Source organism: Methylobacterium sp. 174MFSha1.1, assembly GCF_900116815.1.
In the GTDB taxonomy this organism is placed as follows: domain Bacteria; phylum Pseudomonadota; class Alphaproteobacteria; order Rhizobiales; family Beijerinckiaceae; genus Methylobacterium.
In genome coordinates, this window is the sequence record NZ_FPCB01000004.1 from 231318 (window position 1) to 249040 (window position 17723).

Annotated in this window: 10 protein-coding genes; 6 read left to right on the plus strand and 4 right to left on the minus strand. The window is 73.0% G+C overall.

Annotated features, from left to right (window positions below):
• Nucleotides 1–87: 87 nt before the first annotated feature.
• From BM430_RS01080 to BM430_RS01105, 6 genes are read left to right on the plus strand one after another with little or no spacing between them, the layout of a single operon-like run.
• Nucleotides 88–2031 (plus strand): methyl-accepting chemotaxis protein, encoded by a 1944-nt coding sequence (locus BM430_RS01080; protein ID WP_093564446.1) that lies wholly within the window; start codon nt 88–90, stop codon nt 2029–2031.
• Entirely contained in the window at nt 2024–3370 is a 1347-nt protein-coding gene (locus tag BM430_RS01085) for a chemotaxis protein CheW (protein ID WP_093564448.1), read from the plus strand. Before BM430_RS01080 ends, BM430_RS01085 begins: the two co-directional genes overlap by 8 nt.
• Nucleotides 3367–4455 carry a chemotaxis-specific protein-glutamate methyltransferase CheB gene (gene cheB, locus BM430_RS01090; protein ID WP_093564450.1) on the plus strand — a complete coding sequence of 363 codons (1089 nt, stop codon included), beginning with the start codon at nt 3367–3369 and terminating at the stop codon, nt 4453–4455. The genes BM430_RS01085 and cheB overlap by 4 nt, the downstream gene beginning before the upstream one ends.
• The gene (locus BM430_RS01095; RefSeq protein WP_093564452.1) at nt 4452–5318 is read left to right on the plus strand and encodes a CheR family methyltransferase; all 867 of its coding nucleotides are present in this window, start codon (nt 4452–4454) and stop codon (nt 5316–5318) included. Before cheB ends, BM430_RS01095 begins: the two co-directional genes overlap by 4 nt.
• The gene (locus BM430_RS01100) at nt 5311–7380 is read left to right on the plus strand and encodes a chemotaxis protein CheA (protein WP_093564454.1); all 2070 of its coding nucleotides are present in this window, start codon (nt 5311–5313) and stop codon (nt 7378–7380) included. Before BM430_RS01095 ends, BM430_RS01100 begins: the two co-directional genes overlap by 8 nt.
• Complete coding sequence (locus tag BM430_RS01105; RefSeq protein ID WP_093564456.1) at nt 7377–7622, plus strand: hypothetical protein; 246 nt, start codon at nt 7377–7379, stop codon at nt 7620–7622. The genes BM430_RS01100 and BM430_RS01105 overlap by 4 nt, the downstream gene beginning before the upstream one ends.
• A gap of 208 nt (nt 7623–7830) precedes the next feature.
• On the opposite strand, the gene BM430_RS01110 is transcribed toward BM430_RS01105, so the two are convergent.
• The 4 genes from BM430_RS01110 to BM430_RS01125 all read right to left on the minus strand — a co-directional run bounded on the left by BM430_RS01110 (nt 7831) and on the right by BM430_RS01125 (nt 17100).
• A complete protein-coding gene (locus BM430_RS01110) occupies nt 7831–9282 on the minus strand; it encodes an HlyD family type I secretion periplasmic adaptor subunit (RefSeq protein WP_093564458.1) in 1452 nt (483 codons plus the stop codon).
• Nucleotides 9279–11429 carry a peptidase domain-containing ABC transporter gene (locus BM430_RS01115; RefSeq protein WP_093564460.1) on the minus strand — a complete coding sequence of 717 codons (2151 nt, stop codon included), beginning with the start codon at nt 11427–11429 and terminating at the stop codon, nt 9279–9281. The genes BM430_RS01110 and BM430_RS01115 overlap by 4 nt, the downstream gene beginning before the upstream one ends.
• A 15-nt stretch (nt 11430–11444) precedes the next feature.
• A complete protein-coding gene (locus BM430_RS01120; RefSeq protein WP_093564462.1) occupies nt 11445–11744 on the minus strand; it encodes a hypothetical protein in 300 nt (99 codons plus the stop codon).
• Between the two features lie 139 nt (nt 11745–11883).
• The gene (locus BM430_RS01125) at nt 11884–17100 is read right to left on the minus strand and encodes a DUF4082 domain-containing protein (protein WP_177302880.1); all 5217 of its coding nucleotides are present in this window, start codon (nt 17098–17100) and stop codon (nt 11884–11886) included.
• Nucleotides 17101–17723: the final 623 nt, after the last annotated feature.

Here is a 17723-nt window from a genome sequence, read left to right on the forward strand (position 1 = left end):
CCGTGGCGCTTGCCGCGGCGGCGCACCTCCGGCACATCGGGGCAGGCGCGGGCGGGTTCTTGGGCGCCGAATGGATTCTTGGGCGCGATGGCACTGGTGAAGAAGGCGAAGCTCGCGGCCCGGGACGGTGCGCCCACGGTGCCGGAGGCGGAACCCGCGCTCCGGCCGGGCCGGACCCGCGAGCCGGCGGGCACCCGCCGGCAGAAGGCGACCGAGCGCCTGGGCGCCGCCACCGAGGAACTGGCGGCCGGCGTCACCGAGGCCGCGGCGGCGGCCGAGGAGCTGCGCCGGGCGATGGAGCAGATCGCCGGCGGGGCCGAGGAGGCCGCGGGTGCGGCGCAAGAATCCCTCGCGGCGGTGGCGGCGATCGTCGGGCGCTTCCGCGAGGCGCGGGAGCGGGCCGACCTGTCGCGCCGGCGCACCGCCGCGTTCCAGTCCGTGCTCGCCGAGGCCAGCGTCCAGGCGACCCAGTCGGTCGCGGCGATCGAGGCCGAGGCCGGGCGGCAGGCCGCGACGGTCGCCATCGTCGACGACCTCGACCGCGGGGCGGCGAGCATCGGCGAGGTCACCGGCACGGTCGCGGAGATCGCCGACCAGACCGGGCTGCTCGCCCTCAACGCCGCCCTGGAGGCGGTCCGGGCCGGGGAGCACGGCCGCGGCTTCACGATCGTCGCCGACGAGGTGCGGGCGCTGGCCGAGACCGCGGAGGCCGGGGCCGGGGAGGTGCGGGAGCGGGCCGAGGCGATCCGGGCCGAGATCCGGGCGCTCGGGGCCGCGATCCGGGACGCCGCCGCGCGTGCGGTGGCGGAAGCCGCCTCGGGGACCGACGCCGCCCGGCGGCTCGAGGCGGCGCGGGCCGATCTCGGGACCCTGGCCGAAGGCGCGCAGGGCATCCTGGCGGCGGCGCTCCGGGCGGAGGCGACCACCCGCGAGGCGCAAGCCGGCGCCGAGCAGGTCGCGGCGGCGGCCGAGCAGCAGGCCGCCGCGGCCGAGGAGGCGCAACGCGCGGTGGCCCAGCAGACGGAAGCCCTCGACCAGGGCCAGGCCACCGCCGAGGCGCTGGCGGCCCTCGCCGAGACCCTGGGCGGCGCGAGCGCGGACCAGAAGCCCTCCGGCCGGCCCGCGGGCGTCGCCTGCGCGAATCTCGAGGCGATCGCGGGGGCCGCCGACGCGCTCTCGGCCTCGATCCAGGAATTGTCGGGTGCGGCGGCCGAGATCCTGGCCGCGATCGACCAGATCAGCCGCGGCCTGACCATCCAGGGCGCCGCGTCCCGGCAATCCGCCGCCGCGATGACGGAGATCGAGCGTGCCGCCGCGGAGGCCCGGGCCGGTGCCGACCATGCGCTCGCGCGGGTCGCCGGCCTCGCCGGGACCCTGCGCGAGACCCGCGCCACCCTCGGCGCCCTCGCCGACGGGGTCGGGCAGTCCCTCGACGGGATGCACGCCTCCCTCGACCGCCTCGGCGCGATCGAGGCCGATACCGGGCGCATCGAGACGATCGCGGAGGGCATCGCCCTCGTGGCGGTGCAGATCGGCATGCTGGCGGTGAGCGGCGCGATCGAGGCCGCCCGCGCCGGCGAGGCCGGCCAGGGCTTCGCTCTCGTCTCGGGCGACATCCGGGCGCTGTCGCGCGAGGCGAGCGCCGGGACGGAGCGGATCCGCGCCACCTTGCGCACGATCCGGGACGGCGCCGCCGCGTTGCGCCGCGCCCTCGAACGCGCGGCGGCCGCGGCCGAGGCCGAGGTGGCGAAGAACCGGGCCCTCACGGCCGGCCTCGCCGCGGTGGCCGCCGACGTGGCGGAGCTGGAACAGGCCAACCGCGAGATCGCCGGCGGGGCCGACGAGATCCTCTCCGCCGCCGCCGACGTCGCGGCGGGCGCCCGCCAGATCGCCGCGGCCGCCGAGGAGGCCGACCGTGCCTCGAGCGAGGCCGCCACCGCCGCCCGCCAGCAGGCCCGCGGGGCCGAGGACCTGGCGGCGGCGGTCGAGGAGATCGCGCTGCTGGCCGAGGAGCTGCGGGCGGATGGCTGAGGCCGGGCGCGAGCGCGTCCTCGTCGTCGCCCTGGACGGCGAATACCCGCGCGTCGCCCTCCCGGCCGGGCGCGTGCGCGGCCTGGCGCCGGTCCCGGCCCTGACCCGGATGCCCGGGGCACCGGCCTGCCTCGTCGGACTCGCAGAGAGACGCGGCACGGCGCTCCCGGTCCTCGACCTCGCCCGGCTGCTCGCGCCGGCCTCGGGGCGGGAGCTACCGGGCCCGGCCCTCCGGGGCCGGATGGTGGTGGCCGAGGCGGAGGGGCCGGTCGGGCTCCTCGTCGCCGGCATCGTCGGCCTCGCGGCCGATCCGGGCGGGGCCGCGATCCTCGACCTGCCGGGCCTGATCGCGGGCCGTCTCGCGCGGCGATCGGGGGGAGCCGCCGATGCCGCGGCGCCGCACCGCCATGCGGCATCGCCGCGAGCCGCCCCGGACACCGCTCCGGACGCTGCTTTTCTGACCCTCACGGTCGCCGGGCGATCCTACGCCCTGCCGCTCGACGCGGTCGAGGCGGTGACGCGCCGGCCGGAGAGCGTCGCGCCGGCCTCCGAGGCGGGATCCGCCGCCCCCGGCACGATGCCGTGGCGCGGGCGGCCGCTGCCGCTCCTCGACCTCGCGGCCCGGCTCGGGCTCGCGGGCGGTGTCGGCACCCGGGTCGCGGTGCTCCGCGGCGTCGGGCTGGTGGCCGAGCGGGTCGGGCCGGTGCTGCGGGTGCGGCCGGAGGCGATCGACCCGGTGCCCCGGACCCTGCGCCGCGCCGGCCCGGCCGCCGATTGGGCGGCCGGCTTCCTGCGCCGCGACGACGGGACCCTCGTCTGCCTCCTGTCGCCCCAGGCCCTCGCCGGCGCGGCGGAGCCGGCGCGGGCCGCCCCCGTCGCCCCCGGCACCGAGCCGATCGTGGTCGTCGACCTCGCCGGCAGCGCCTACGGCCTGCCCGCCGGGGCGGTGCGCCGGGTGGAGCGGGCGCCGGACGCCCTCGTACGGGTGCCCCGGGCGCCGGGGGACCTCGCCGGGATGCTGGCGATCCGCGGCGGGGCGCTGCCGGTCCTCGACCTGCGCCGGCGCCTCGGCCTGCCGCCCGGCATCGGGCCGCGGCGCCTCGTGGTGATCGAGGCCGGGGGCGCACGGGCCGGCCTCCTCGTCGATGGGGCGGCGCGGCTGGTGCGGCCGGAGGCCGGGGCGATCCGGCCGGCGCCGCGAGGGATCGCCGGGGACCTCGCGGAGGGGCTCGGCGCCGCGCTGACCCGGGTGGCCGACCTGCCGGGCGGGCCGCTGCCGCTGATCGATCCCGCCGCGCTGCTCCGCCGTGCCGCCTTCGCCGGGAGGTCCGGCGCATGATCCGCCTCCTCGTGGTCGACGACTCGGCGCTGATGCGCAAGGTGCTGGGCGGCATCTTCGCCGCCGAGGGCGATTTCGAACTGGCCTTCGCCCGCGACGGGCTGGAAGCCCTCGACCTCCTGCCACGATTCGCGCCCGACGTCGTGACCCTCGACGTGACCATGCCGGGCCTCGACGGGCTGGCCTGCCTCGACCGGATCATGCTGGAGCGGCCCTGCCCGGTGGTGATGCTGTCCTCCCTCACCGGGGAGGGCGCGGAGGCGAGCCTCGACGCCCTGGCGCGGGGCGCGGTCGACGTCCTGGAGAAACCCGCCGGCCCGGTGTCGCTGGCGGTCGACCTGTTCGCGCCGGTGCTGGTGCGGACGGTGCGGGCGGCGGCCCGGTCCCGGCCGCGCACCGCCCTCGGGCTCGCGGCGCGCCTGCGCGCCCGGCACGCCGACCTCGCGCCGCGCCCGACGCCGGCCGCACCCCAGGTGCCGCCCCCTCCGGACCCGACCCGGCCGACGGACCCGGCCGGCGGCCTCGTCCTGGTCGGCGCCTCGACTGGCGGGCCGCCCGCCCTGACCGCCCTCCTCGGCGAGCTGCCCGCGGATTTCCCCTGGCCGATCGTCGTCGCCCAGCACATGCCGGCGACCTTCACCGGGCCGCTCGCCCGCCGGCTCGACCGGCTCTGCGCGCTTACCGTGCAGGAGGTGACGGCGCCGGCGCTCCTGGTGCCGGGCCGGGTCTATGTCGGGCGCGGCGACGCCGACGTGATCGTGGTGCGCCGGCCCGGCGGCCTGATGGCGGCCCCGGCCCCGGCCGGGGCCGACTATCCCTGGCACCCGAGCGTCGACCGCCTGGTGGAGAGCGCCCTCGACCTCGTGCCGCCGCGCCGCCTCGTCGGGGTGCTGATGACCGGGATGGGCCGCGACGGCGCCCGGAGCATGGCGGCGTTGCGGGCCCGCGGCGGGCGCACGATCGCGGAGGCCGAGGCGACGGCGGTGGTCTGGGGCATGCCGGGCGAATTGGTGCGGGCCGGCGGCGCCAGCGTGGTCGCGCCGCTGGACGCCATCGCGGCCGAGCTGACGGCGCTGGTGGCATGAATCCGGACAGCGACGGCGCGCTCGCCGAGGCCGACCTGGCGCGGGTCTGCGACCTGCTCTACCGCCAGACCGGGATCCTGGTGCCGGGGAACCGGCGCGCCTTCGTCGAGCGCCGGGTGCTGGAGCGGATGCGTGCCACCGGCACCGATGCCCTGCCGGCCTACCTCGCCCGCCTGCGGGCCGATCGCGACGGCGAGGTGCAGCTCTTCGTCAACGCCTTCACGGTCAACGAGACCTACTTCAACCGCGAGGAGCACCAGCTGCACTGCCTCACCGGCTCGCTCCTCGGCGCCGTCACCGCCGGGCGAACCCTCGGCGATCCGATCCGGATCTGGTCGATGCCCTGCGCCACCGGCGAGGAGCCCTACTCGCTGGCGATCTGGCTCCTCGAGCACTGGCCCGCGGTCGACGACTGGGAGATCGAGATCGTCGGCTCGGACATCGACACGCGGGCGCTCGCCGCGGCGCAGGCCGGGCGCTACGGCACCCGGGCGCTCGGCCGGCTGCCGCCCGCAACGGTCGCGCGCTACTTCACGCGCGAGGAGGGGACGGCCGGGGGGCCGACCTGGCGCATCCTGCCGGAGCTGCGCGGCTCGGTGCGCTTCAGCCGCCGCAACCTCGTCGACGGGGCCGGGATGGCGCAGGAGGGGCGCTTCGACATCGTGTTCTGCCGCAACGTATTGATCTACTTCGACGACGCCTCGCGCAAGATCGCCGCCGCCAACCTGTTCTCCGCCCTGCGGCCGGGCGGCTTCCTCTGCCTCGGCCACACCGAATCGATGGCCCGCATCCCGTCGCGGTTCCGCACCCACCGCTTCCCCGAGGCCGTCGTCTACCAGCGCCCGGAGGACGCGCATGCGTGAGGCGCCTCCCGCCGACGACCTGTCGGCCGATCTGACCGCGGATTTCGTCGCCGAGGCGCGCGAGCTGATCCAGGCCGCGGCCGAAGACCTGCTGGCCCTCGAAGGCGACCCCGATCCGGCGGTGCTGAACCGGGTGTTTCGCGCCGTCCACACCCTCAAGGGCTCGGCCGCCCTGTTCGACTGGCCCGACATGCTCGCCGCCCTCCACGCCGCCGAGGACGGGCTCTCCGCCGCCCGCGCCGGCCGTCTCGCGACCGGGGCCGGCCTCGTCGACGCGTCGCTCGCCGCCCTCGACGCCGCCTCGCGCTGGACCGAGGCGATCGCCGCGACCGGGGCGCTCCCGGCCGGGAGCGCGGCGGAATCGGCCCGGATCGTCGCGGGCTTCCGGACCCTGCTGGCCCCGCCGGGCGGAGCGCCCGATCCGGCACCGGCCGCCCCGGCACCGGGTCCGGTTCCCGAATGGGCCGCCGGCCTCATGACCGATCTCCTGGCGGGCTTGCCCACGCGCCCGGACGGCGCCGTCACCGCCCTGCGCTACGTCCCGCGGGCCGATTGCTTCTTTGCCGGCGACGACCCGATCGGCCTCGTGCGCCGGCTGCCCGGACTGCTTGCCCTCGACGTCGCCCCCGCCGCGCCGTGGCCGCCGGCGGAGACCCTCGACGTCTTCGCCTGCAACCTCGCGGTGACGCTGCTCACCGCGGATCCGCGAGCGACGGTCGACGCGGTGTTTCGCCTGGTGCGCGACCAGGTCACGATCGTCACCCTGGCGCCGCCGGATCCGGCGGCCCCCGACATCGACCCCGCTGCCGGCGCCGATTCGGTGCCCAGGACCCTGCGCGTCGATGCGGGCCGGATCGACGCCCTCGTGGCCCTGGCGGACGACCTCGCCACCGCCCGCGCCGCCCTCGGCGCGGTGGTCGCCAGGGCCGTGTCCGGAGACGATCCCGCCGCCCTGCTTCCCGCCCTGCGGGCGAGCGATGAGCGCATCGGCCGGCTCTCGACCGAATTGCACCGCGAGGCGGTGGCTCTGCGGCTCCAGCCCCTGGCCCGGGTCTTCCGCCGCTTCCCGCGGCCGTTGCGCGACATCGCCCGCGGGCTCGGCCGGGAGGTGGCGCTGACCCTGGAGGGCGAGGCGACCGAGGTCGACCGGGACGTGGCCGAGGGTCTGTTCGAGCCCCTGCTGCACCTCCTGCGCAACGCCGTCGACCACGGCATCGAGCCGCCCGCGGCGCGCGGGGGCGCCGGCAAGCCGGCGACGGGCCGGATCGTCCTGCGGGCGGAGAGCCGGGGCGAGCGGGTCGTGGTCTCGGTCTCCGACGACGGGCGCGGCCTCGATCCGGCCCTCATCCGCACCCGCGCCGCCGCCCGCGGGCTCATGGCGCCCGCTTCCCTCGCCGCCCTCGACGCGGCCGGGGTGATCGACCTGATCTTCGCCCCCGGCTTCTCGACCGCGACCGAGGTCGGCGCCGTCTCCGGCCGCGGCGTCGGCATGGATGCGGTGCGGGAGGCCGTCGCGCGCCTCGGCGGCCGCTGCACCGTCGAGAGCCGGATCGGGGAGGGGACCACGATCCGGCTGATCCTGCCGCGCGCCCAGTCCCTCGCCCGGCTGTTCCTGGTCGGGATCGGCCCGGACCTCTACGGCCTGCCGATGGAGGCCGTGGACGAGCTCGCCCGGGTCCCGCGCGAGCGGATCCGCGACCACGGTTTCGGCGCCGCCACGGTCCTGCGCGGCCGGACGGTGCCGGTGCTCCGCCTCGCCGACCTGCTCGACCTGGGCCCCGGCGCGGCACCCGCCGCCGCGCGGCTGGCGGTTCTGCGGCTCGGGGACGAGCGCGTCGCCGTCGAGGTCGACCGCTTCGCCGGCCGCCTCGACGGGCTGGTGCGGCCGCTGCCGGGCCTCGCCGCCCTGCCGGGCTTCGCCGGGACCGCGCTCACCGGCGACGGCGGCCTTCTCCTGGTGCTCGATCCGGAGACCCTGGTCGCGCGGGAGCAAGTGCAAGGGCAAGGAGATGGGCAAGGAGATGGGCAAGGAGACGGGCAAGGGGCAGGAGGGACGCCGTGAGCGTGCGCCGCGACGGTGAGTGGATCCGCCTCGAGGGCGCCTGCCCGGTGGAGGAGGCCGAGACCCTGGCCGCCCTGCTGCTCGCCGATCCGGGCGCCGGGGTGGAATGGAGCGCCTGCACCGGGCTGCACTCCGCGGTGATCCAGGTGCTGCTGCGGCTGCGCCCGCCGCTCCACGGCACCTGCGGCGATCCCTTCGCGGCCCGCTGGCTCGCGCCGCTGATGGCGGTGCCGGAGCGCTGACCGATCGCGCTGCGGCACGGTCCACGATCATGTCATACGATTTCCGATTGATCGCTTCGCGATGCGGAAATCGGCTTCGCTCAGGTGCCGCGCGGGCTGGTGATACCATTTCCGGAAGTAATCTTCCGGAAATGGTATCACCGCACCGTGGACGGGATGCCCCCGCCGTTTCAGCACGGCCCGCGGAGCGCGCCGTCAGGCCGGCCTCTCACGGCTCCCGGATCCCCTCGTCCGCCACCTGCATCAGCGGGTACAGGAAGTACGCGATCACCCGCTTCTGGCCGACCCGGACCTCGCCCTGCACCGCCATGCCGGGGATCAGGCCGGCACCCTCGGGCAGGGCGCGCAGGCCCGTATCGTCGAGGCTGATGCGGGCACGGTAGAACAGGGACGGCGGCTGGCCCGGGCCGGGATTGCCGCGGCCCTCCCCGTCGGACGGAAAGGCGTCGCGGCTCACCGTGCGGACATGGCCCGAGACCGTGCCGTGCTTCTGGAACGGGAAGGCGTCGAGCTTGATGCGCGCCGGCTGGCCCGCCGCGACGTGACCGATGTCGCGGGGGTGGATCATCACCTCGGCCTCGAGCGGGCTGCCCGCCGGCACGAGCGTGAACAGCGCCTCGGCCTGCTTGGCCACCGAGCCGGCGCCGCGCTGGGCGATGTCGAGGACGGTGCCGTCGGCAGGTGCCGTCAGGGTCACGAGCTCGCGGCGCAGGGTCGCCTTGCGCAGCTCCTCCGCCGCGACCGTCCGCTTCTCGCGCGCCTCCGCCAGGGCTTCGAGCACGGTGCGGCCGGTCTCGTCGAGGAAGGCCTGGCGCTGGGCCGTCGCCTTGGCGAGATCGTGGCGGGCTTCCGTCTGCGCGCCGCGGGTGCGCACCAGCGAGGCCTCGACGTCGAGGCGGGCGTCGCGGGTCTGGAGCAGGTTGAGCTTCGAGCCGATCTGCTGCTCCAGGAGCGTCGTGCGCATCCCCTCGATCTCGCGCAGGCCGTCGAGGCGGGCGAGCAGCACGCTCTCCTCGCGGCGGTTGCGGTCGAGGCTCGATTGCGCCCGGGCCAGTTCCTCGTCGAGGCCGCGCAGGCGGCTGTCGCGCAAAGCCCGGCGCTGCTTGGCGAGACGGGCCTCCAGCGCCTGCTCGGGGCGCCTCAGGTCGAAGGCGGCGTCCCGGTCCGCATCCTCGGCCTCAAGCCGCCGCACCAGGGCGTCGGCCGCGGCGAGCCGGGCGGTGAGCTGCTGCACGTCGGCCTCGCTGAAGGTCGGATCGAGCAAAGCCAGCGTCTCGCCGGCCTTGACCGACTGGCCGACCGTGACGGCGATCGAGCGGATCGCCGCGGTCTCCAGGGGCTGGACGACGATGTTCGGCACCGTGGTGACGAGCCGGCCCCGCGTGCTGGCGATCTCGTCGATCTCCGACAGGCACGACCACGCGACGCCGGTCGCGAGCAGCGCCGCGACCGCATAGAGCGTCGCCCGGGCGATGCGGGGCGGGGCGCGCTCCTCGACCGCGAGAGCGTCGGGCTGGAACTCCGAGACGACGGCCGGCCGGCGCCGGGAGGGCAGGACCACCACCTCGCCGCGGGGAGGGGTTTTGGTGGGAGCCGGGTCCGATGCCGGCACCGAGGCGAGCGGCGGCCGGGCCGCGTCGTCAGGCTGGGGGGCGCTCATGCGGCCTGCCTCGTCTGCTGGTTCCACAGGTGGCGGTAGGTCGTGCAGGAGGTGAGCAACTGGTCGTGGCGCCCGGTCGCGACGAGGCGGCCGCCGTCGATCACCAGGATCGCGTTGGCGTCGACCAGGGTGGCGAGGCGGTGCGAGACGATCAGCACCGTGCGGCCCCGGGCGATCCGGCGCAGGTTGCGCCGAATGATCGCCTCGCTGTCGGGATCGAGCGCGCTCGTCGCCTCGTCGAGGATCAGGAGGCGTGGATCGGTGACGAGGGCGCGGGCGATGGCGAGCCGCTGGCGCTGGCCGCCGGAGAGGTTCGAGGCGTTCTCCTCCAGCATCGTCTCGAAGCCCCGCGGCAGGCGCTCGATGAACTCGTCGGCGCCGGCGGCGCGGGCGGCCTCGGCGATCTCCTCGAAGCTCGCCGAGGGCTTGGCCGCCGCGATGTTCTCCCGCACCGTGCCGCGGAACAGGAAGCTGTCCTGGAGCACCACGCCGACCTGGCGGCGCAGGTGCGCGAGGTCGATCTCGCGGATGTCGTGCCCGTCGAGGCGCACCAGCCCCTGCTGCACGGGATAGAGGCGCTGGATCAGCCGGGTGATGGTGGTCTTGCCCGAGCCGCTGCGCCCCACCACCCCGACGATGCTGCCGGCTTCGAGCGTGAAGGAGACGGAATCGAGGGCCGGCGGACGGTCCGGCCCGTAGGCGAAGCGCACGTCCTCGAAGGTGATCTCGCCGCGCACCGGCGGGCACAGGCCGCGCGACGGCCCTTCCGCCTCGGGCGCCCGGTTCATCACCTCGCCGAGCATCCGCACCGAGAGCGCCACCTCCTGGTACTCGTGCGCCATGGTGAGCATCTGCACGAGCGGCCCCGAGACCCGGCCGGCCAGCATGTTGAAGGCGACGAGCGCGCCGACCGTCATCGAGCGGTCGAACACGTCGAGCGCGCCGAGCCCGATGATCGCCACCGAGGTGAGTTTTTCGAGGAGCCCGGTGACGGCCTGCGCGATGGCCGAGATCCGCTCGACGCCGTAGCGCATCTGCACGGCCTGCGCCGAGGCATCCTCCCACTGGCGGCCCTGGAGCGGCTCCATCGCCAGGGACTTGATGGTGCGCATGCCCTGGACCGATTCGACCAGTAGCGCCTGGCGCTCGCCCTCCGCGTCGTAGAGCGCCTGGAGCCGGCGCCGGAACGGCCCGATCAGGCCCGCGATGGTGAGCGCGACGAGGCCGGTGAAGACCAGCACCACCAGGGTCAGCTTCGGGCTGTAGAGCAGCAGCACCGGCACGAAGACCAGGAGCGAGCAGGCGTCGAGCGCCGTGGTGAGGAGACGCCCGGTCAGGAATTCCCGCACCCGGGAGGCCTGCTGCATGTGCTTGACCAGGATGCCCGCCGGCACCTGCTCGAAATGGGCGAGCGGCAGGCCGAGGAGATGGGCGAAGGTCTTCACCGCGACCCGGATGTCGATGCGGTTCGAGGCGTAGAGCAGCAGGTAGCGCCTCAGGAATGTGAAGCAGGCCTCGAAGACCAGCGCCAGCACCACGCCGCCGGCGAGCACCGTGAGGGTGGCGTAGGATTCGTGGGTCAGCACCCGGTCGATGACAAGCTGCGAGAACAAAGGCACCGCGAGGCCGACGGCGTAGAGCGCGAGCGCCGCCACGATCACGTCGGAGAAGAGCCGGCGCTGGCGCAGGATCTCGGGCACGAACCACAGGAGCCCGAACGGCCGCCGCCCGTCGGGGGTGCGCCGCCGGGCCTTCGGCCGCATCAGCAGCACCTCGCCGCCCCAGGCGGCGCAGAAGGCGGCTTCGTCGAGGAGGAACGGTTCGAGCCGGGCGGCCTTCGGGTCGAACACGATCAGGCGCGGCGTCTCGGCGTTCCGGTCGGTGCCGGTGACGACGACCCAGTTGCCGTTCCGTAAGTGCGCCAGGGCCGGGAAGGCGCCGCCGAGATCGGTGAGGGTCCGGAAGGACAGGCGGGTGCGGCCGGCCCGGAGACCGACCTCCCGCGCCATCCGGGTCAGGCGCGGGGTCGAGACCGCCTCGTCCCCCACCGCGTAGGCGTGGGCGAGGCGCTCGGTATCGAGGTCGACGCCGTGGTGGCGCGCGACGGCGACGAGGCAGTGCAGTCCGGTATCCACGGCGGCGCCCAAGATCGTTTTCGAGGATCAGGAGAAGTTCGGCGAGGTGTTGCGGCCCGGGCGGGCGCCGGCGAAGGGCACGGCCTCCCTCTGGGCTTGTCCCGGATGGATGACGCCGGATTCGATCAGGCTGTTCTTGACCTGCTGCATCAGGTCGGCGGCGTTGGCGAAGGCGTCGGCCGGCAGGATCAGGCGCTGGCGCACCATCGGCACCGGATTGCCGTTGGCGTCGCGCTCGGACGGCGACAGGCTCATCAGGTCGACCCGGACGATCGAGCCGGTCACGGTGATCTCGCTGATGCCGTCGGTGTAGGTTTCGGTGATCATAACGTTCTCCGGTGATGAGCCCCGTCCATGGGCTCGACAGAATTGATATCCGCTGTGTCATTCCGGAGCTGCGCAGCGGAGCCCGGAATGACGCGAAGGGTTGCAGTGCCGTTGGCGGGACCGAACGATCTCTGGTGACTTACGCCGCCGCCGACGGGTTGAAGACGACGTCCACCCAGTAATTCGTCTTGTTGTAGGTGTTGGTCGGGAACAGGCTGGAGCTGCCGTAGGCGTAGACGCCGTTGCCGGCCGACGGCGCCGTCAGCGGGCCGCTCGTCACCGCGTTGGCGAAGCCGTTGGCGGTCTGCGAGTAGCGGCCGGTATTGGTGTGGTAGGACGCCGTGTAGGTGGCGCCGGGCGTGAGCGCGACCGGGTTCGAGAAGGTGGCGGTCTGCCAGCCGCTGGCAGACTCGTTGGTGAAGGTGGCCGTCGCGAGCTTCTGGCCGGTGCTCGACCACAGGGTGCCGGTGTGCGTCCCGGTATCCTGCGTGCCCTTGTAGAACTTGACCGCGCTGACCGAGCCGGCCGAGGAGGCCTGGAACTGCACGCCGAGCTCGACCGGGTTGAGGTCGTTGGTGTTGGTCGCCGCCGGCGTCGCCGACGAGGAGAACAGGCTGACCGCGCCGGTGCTGGGCGCCAGCACCGTCAGGGCGACGCTCGCCGACGAGGTGCCGCCGCGCCCGTCGGAGATCGCGTAGGTGAAGCCGGCGGCGCCGGTGTAGTTGGCGGTCGGCGTGAAGGTGATGGTGGAGTTGGTCGTGTTGAGCGCGACGGTGCCGTTGGTGGCCCCGCTGACGCCCGTCACACTCAGCGGATCGCCGTTCGGATCGGTGTCGTTGGCGAGCAGCGTCGAGGTCGCGAAGGTGACGGCGGTGTTCTTCGTCACCGCCGGGCCGGTATCGTTGACGGCGGTCGGCGACTGGTTGGTGGCGTTGCTGTTCGGGTTGAAGACGACGTCCACCCAGTAATTGGTGTTCTGGTAGGTGTTGGTCGGGAACAGGCTGGAGCTGCCGTAGGCGTAGACGCCGTTGCCGGAGGCCGGCGCGGTGAGCGGCCCGTTCGTCACCGCGCTCGAGAAGCCGTTGGCGGTGGTCGAGTAGCGGCCGGCATTGGTGTGGTAGGAGGCGGTGTAGGTGGCGCCGGGCGTCAGCGTCACCGGGTTCGAGAAGGTGGCGGTCTGCCAGCCGCTGGCAGACTCGTTGGTGAAGGTCGCGGTGGCGAGAACCTGGCCGGTGCTCGACCACAGGGTGCCGGTATGGGTGCCGGTATCCTGCGTGCCCTTGTAGAACTTGACCGCGCTCACCGTGCCGGCCGAGGAGGCCTGGAACTTCACGCCCAACTCGACCGGGCTGGTGTCGTTGGTGTTGGTCGCCGCCGGAATCGCCGAGGACGAGAACAGGCTGACCGGGGCGGTGCCGGGCGCCGAGACGGTCAGGGCGACGCTCGCCGACGAGGTGCCGCCGCGCCCGTCCGAGATCGCGTAGGTGAAGCCGGCCGCACCCGTGTAGCCGGTCGTCGGCGTGAAGGTGATGGTGGAGTTGGCGGCGTTGAGCGCGACGGTGCCGTTGGTGGCCCCGCTGACGCCGGTCACACTCAGCGGATCGCCGTTCGGGTCGGTGTCGTTGGCGAGCAGGGTCGAGGTCGCGAAGGTGACGGCGGTGTCCTTCGTCACCGCGGGGCCGGTGTCGTTGACCGCCGTCGGTCCCTGGTTGGCGGCGGTGCCGCTCGGGTTGAAGACGACGTCGACCCAGTAATTGGTGTTCTGGTAGGTGCTGGTCGGGAACAGGCTCGAACTGCCATAGGCGTAGACGCCGTTGCCGGAGGCCGGCGCGGTGAGCGGCCCGTTCGTCACCGGATTGGCAAAGCCGTTCGTCGTCGTCGAGTAATGCCCGGTATTGGTGTGGTAGGAGGCGGTGTAGGTGGCGCCCGCCGTCAGCGCGACCGGGTTCGAGAAGGTGGCGGTCTGCCAGCCGCTGGCAGATTCGTTGGTGAAGGTCGCGGTCGCCAGCACCTGGCCGGTGCTCGACCACAGGGTGCCGGTATGCGTCCCGGTGTTCTGGCTGCCCTTGTAGAACTTGACCGCGCTGACCGTGCCGGCCGACGAGGCCTGGAACTTCACCCCGAGCTCGACCGCACCGGTATCGCTCTCGTTGGCGACCGCCGGCGTCGCCGAGGACGAGAACAGGCTGACCGAGGCGGTGCCCGGCGCCGAGACCGTCAGCGCCACGTTGGCCGACGACGTGCCGCCGCGCCCGTCCGAGATCGTGTAGGTGAAGCCGCCCGGGCCCGTGTAGCCGGCGGTCGGCGTGAAGGTGATCGTGGCGTTCTGGACGTTGAGCGCGACGGTGCCGTTGGTGGCCCCGCTGACGCCGGTCACCGTCAGCGGATCGCCGTTCGGGTCGGTGTCGTTGGCGAGCAACGTCGAGGTCGCGAAGGTCGTGGCGGTGTCTTTCGTCACCGACAGGCCGGAATCGCTGACGGCGGTGGGGGGCTGGTTCGTCGTCGTGCCGCCGGCGTTGAACAGCACGTCGACCCAGAAATTGGTGTTGTTGAAGCTCTGGGTCGGGAACTGGCTCTGGTTGTAGGCGTAGACGCCGCCGCTGGCGGTGAGCGGGCCGCTCGTCACGTTGCCGTTGAAGTAGTTCACGTCGCTCGAATAATGCCCGAGCGTCGAGTAGTACGAGGCGGTGTAGGACGTGCCGGCGGTGATCGGGACCGGGTTCGAGAAGGTGGCGGTCTGCCAGCCGTCCGTGGTCTCGTTGGTGAAGGTCACCGTGGCGAGCTTCTGGCCGGTGCTCGACCACAGCGTGCCGACATGGGTCCCGCGGTCGAGGGTGCTCTTGTAGAAGCGCAGGCCGCTGATCGTGCCGGCGGTGGAGCTCTGGAACTTCACACCCAGCTCGACCGGCGTGCTGTCGACGGTATTGGTGACCGTGGGCTTGGCCGAACCGGGGAAGATGGTGAGGGAGGGGGACGCCGCCACCGTCAGGCTGCGCCCGGCCGAAGGGGTCTCCAGGTTGACGCTGTCGTCGGTCGCCCGGGTGCGGATCTGGTAGGTCCCGGCGACCTGCGGCGCGAAGGTGTAGCTCCAGTTCTCGTCGCCGGTCGCCGCCCGCCAGGTGGCGCCGTTGTCGGTCGAGACCTCGACGCCCGCGACCACGCCGCCGCCGGCATCGCTGGCGGTGCCGGTGATGGTGACCGGGGTGAAGGCCGTGACGCTCGATCCCGTCGTCGGCGTGGTGACGGTCGAGGTCGGCGCGGTGCGGTCCGTCGAGGCGGTGGCGGGTTTCAGGTTCGGGTCGAGGGTGCCGGGCTGCACGCCCATGTCGGCGAGCAGGTTGACCATCGCCTGCTGGATGCGCGGATCGGTCGGCGTCGCCTCGTTGTCGTGGTTGGCCGACAGGCCCCAGGACCAGTAGACGGTGCCGGCGCCGAAGACGAGGGCGCCGCTCGGGGCGCGGTAGAGCGTCAGGCTGTGCGTCGCCGTGCCCTGGCCGGTGGTGTTGCCGTAATCCTGGAGATAGGTCGGTGCGTCGAGCGTCGTCGAGGACAGCCGCACCAGACCGGCCGGCGCCGAGGCGTTGTCGGGCGCCTCGTCCCACTCGTAGCCGAGATAGTTCTTGTTGAGCGTCGCGGTCTGGCCCGGCTGCAGGTCGGCGACGCTGGTATTGCGCCAGAAGCGCTGGTTGGCGTCGTCATAGGGCACCATGATCGTGTCGAGCCGGTAGGAATCGACCTGGAAGATCGTGCCCGTGAGGGCATTCTCGGGATCGTTGTTGCCGACCGTGCCGGCCGGCCCGCGGGGATCGCGCCAGGTGCCGGTCCACTGGTTGGTCGGGTCGAGGTTCTGGTTGGTGCTCCAGGTCTCCTTGTACGAGACCAATGTGCGGTACGGCGTGGCGTCGCTGCTGATGCTGTTGGCGAACCGCGTGCGCCAGTAGACCTCGTTGCCGCTCCAGAACGCGAGGTTGACGCCGGCGTCGCGCGCCGCCTCGACGTTGTCGCGCTGCGGGCCCGACCAGTACTCGTCGTGGCCGACGTCGAGGTACATCTTGTGGTTCTTGAGCAGGCTGCCGTACCGGTCGGCATCGACGCCCGACATGTAGGAGACGTCGTAGCCGTTCTGCTCCAGCCACATGATCGCCGGGAACTCGGCGCCGTAGATGTAGTCCTGCGGACCGGCCGCGAGGGTGCCGCCGCGGGTGGTGATCGGCCGGTTGTAGCTCACCGCGTAGGCCCGGCCCGCGCCCTGGCCGGTGGCCGGACCATTGCCGCCGTAGAAGTTGGCTCCGCCCCACGGGTTGTAGGCCTGCCAGGTCTGGTCGGCGGTCTGGAAGATGATGTCGCTGTGGCTCGAATCGTCCCGGACGATAAACGGGATCTCGTTCTCGCCCGCCGTGCCGTCCTGGCGCGTCAGCTTGGCGATGTAGACGCCCGAGACCGCGTCCGTCGGGACGGTCCACGACGCCGAGATCGACCAGTTGCCGGCATCGACCATCCCGGTCGCCGCGTCGCGCAAGGGGTTCGGCTGGTTCTGCACCCCGGTATGCTGGATCGTGTCGATCTTGCGCGCGCCCAAGCCACCGTAATAGCCGAGCCGGTAGATGTCGATCCGGTAGTTGTTCGAATTGGTGTTGATCTTGAAGTTGACGGTCTTGCCGATGTTCGTGCTGATGTCGGTGGCGAACCCCTCGATGTTGTCGTCGCCCGAACCGTCGATGCCCCACTCGCTGACCGGGTTGCCGACCTTCTGGTTCTCCAGGACGATCTTGTTGGTGGTCGAGGCCGTCGCGGTGGTGCTGAGCGAATCGGCGGTCAGGGAATTGGCGGCGAGTGAACCGGTGGCCGGCGTGTTCGTGCCGGATTTCGACGGCGCGGACGGCGCGACGGCGGTCGTGATCGGGCCGCTCAGCTTGGCGATCTGGGGCTTGCTCGGGCCGGTCGCGGCGGTCTCGGCCCCGCCGGGCAGGGTGGTGACGGCGCCCAGCGGCGCGCTGCTGCCGTAGCCGGGCAATTGCCCGCTCGCCGACAGGATGGTGCTCGACGGCAGGTCGAGAATCCGCGACGGGCAGTTCACGTAGCCGCACGTGCCGCAGCAGAAGATCGCGTTCGAGGCCGCCGACGGGGCCGACTTCGCCGCGGGATCCTGGAGGATCTGCGCCGCCGCCGTATCGGGCGCGCCGCTCGAGCCGACCGGGCTCGCGCCGAGCAGCGTGGCGACCTTGCTCGCGGAGGCCGGATCCTCGGCTCCGGAAGTCGAGGACGCTACCGAAGACGAGGCCGGAGACGAGGCATTGTCGCCGGTCTGGACGGGATTGAGGACCGGATCGACGGTCGTCTCGTCGGAATAGAGCATGGCGTCTGCTTTCGACAAGAAAGATTCGCGTTGAACGGCACTGTCACACCCTGGCCTGGATTGTGGAAGGAGCCATAGGCCGGCCCCGCACACAGCCTTTCGGTGCGGACGACAACTGTCGCCTACGCCTTTCGAGGGTGCTTCACGATTGATCCGTGCGGTGCTTGTGTCACCGGCACACCGGACCGGATCAGATCTGCGGGCCGTGAAGGATAGGGCGGTCGTCGCAAGTCGTTGCAGGTATCGTTTCGGGGATGATCTTCGACATGCAAGTCGTTGCAGCCAAGCCGATTGCGGGTGAGTCCGGCCTGGTCTGCGAGCGTCCCGGGCGGTGGACAATCGACGGGCAGCTTCGCGGTCTTCAACATCGGCGTTCGTCGCCGGCCGCCAAGCCATGTCCCATTGCGGGACGATCATTCATCTTATGTACGGCGCCCAATACGGATCGTCCGACAGCTATAGGAACCAATCCGCCTGCTCTCAATACGGCTACGTTGCTGCGCTGCATCATGATACCGAGAGTTGTCGCCTCCGATCTCTTGGCGCCACAACGCCTGGATGCCGCACGGATCCCAATTCACTACGCAAATTTTTTCGCTGAGAATCGGCGAATCACCGTCCCG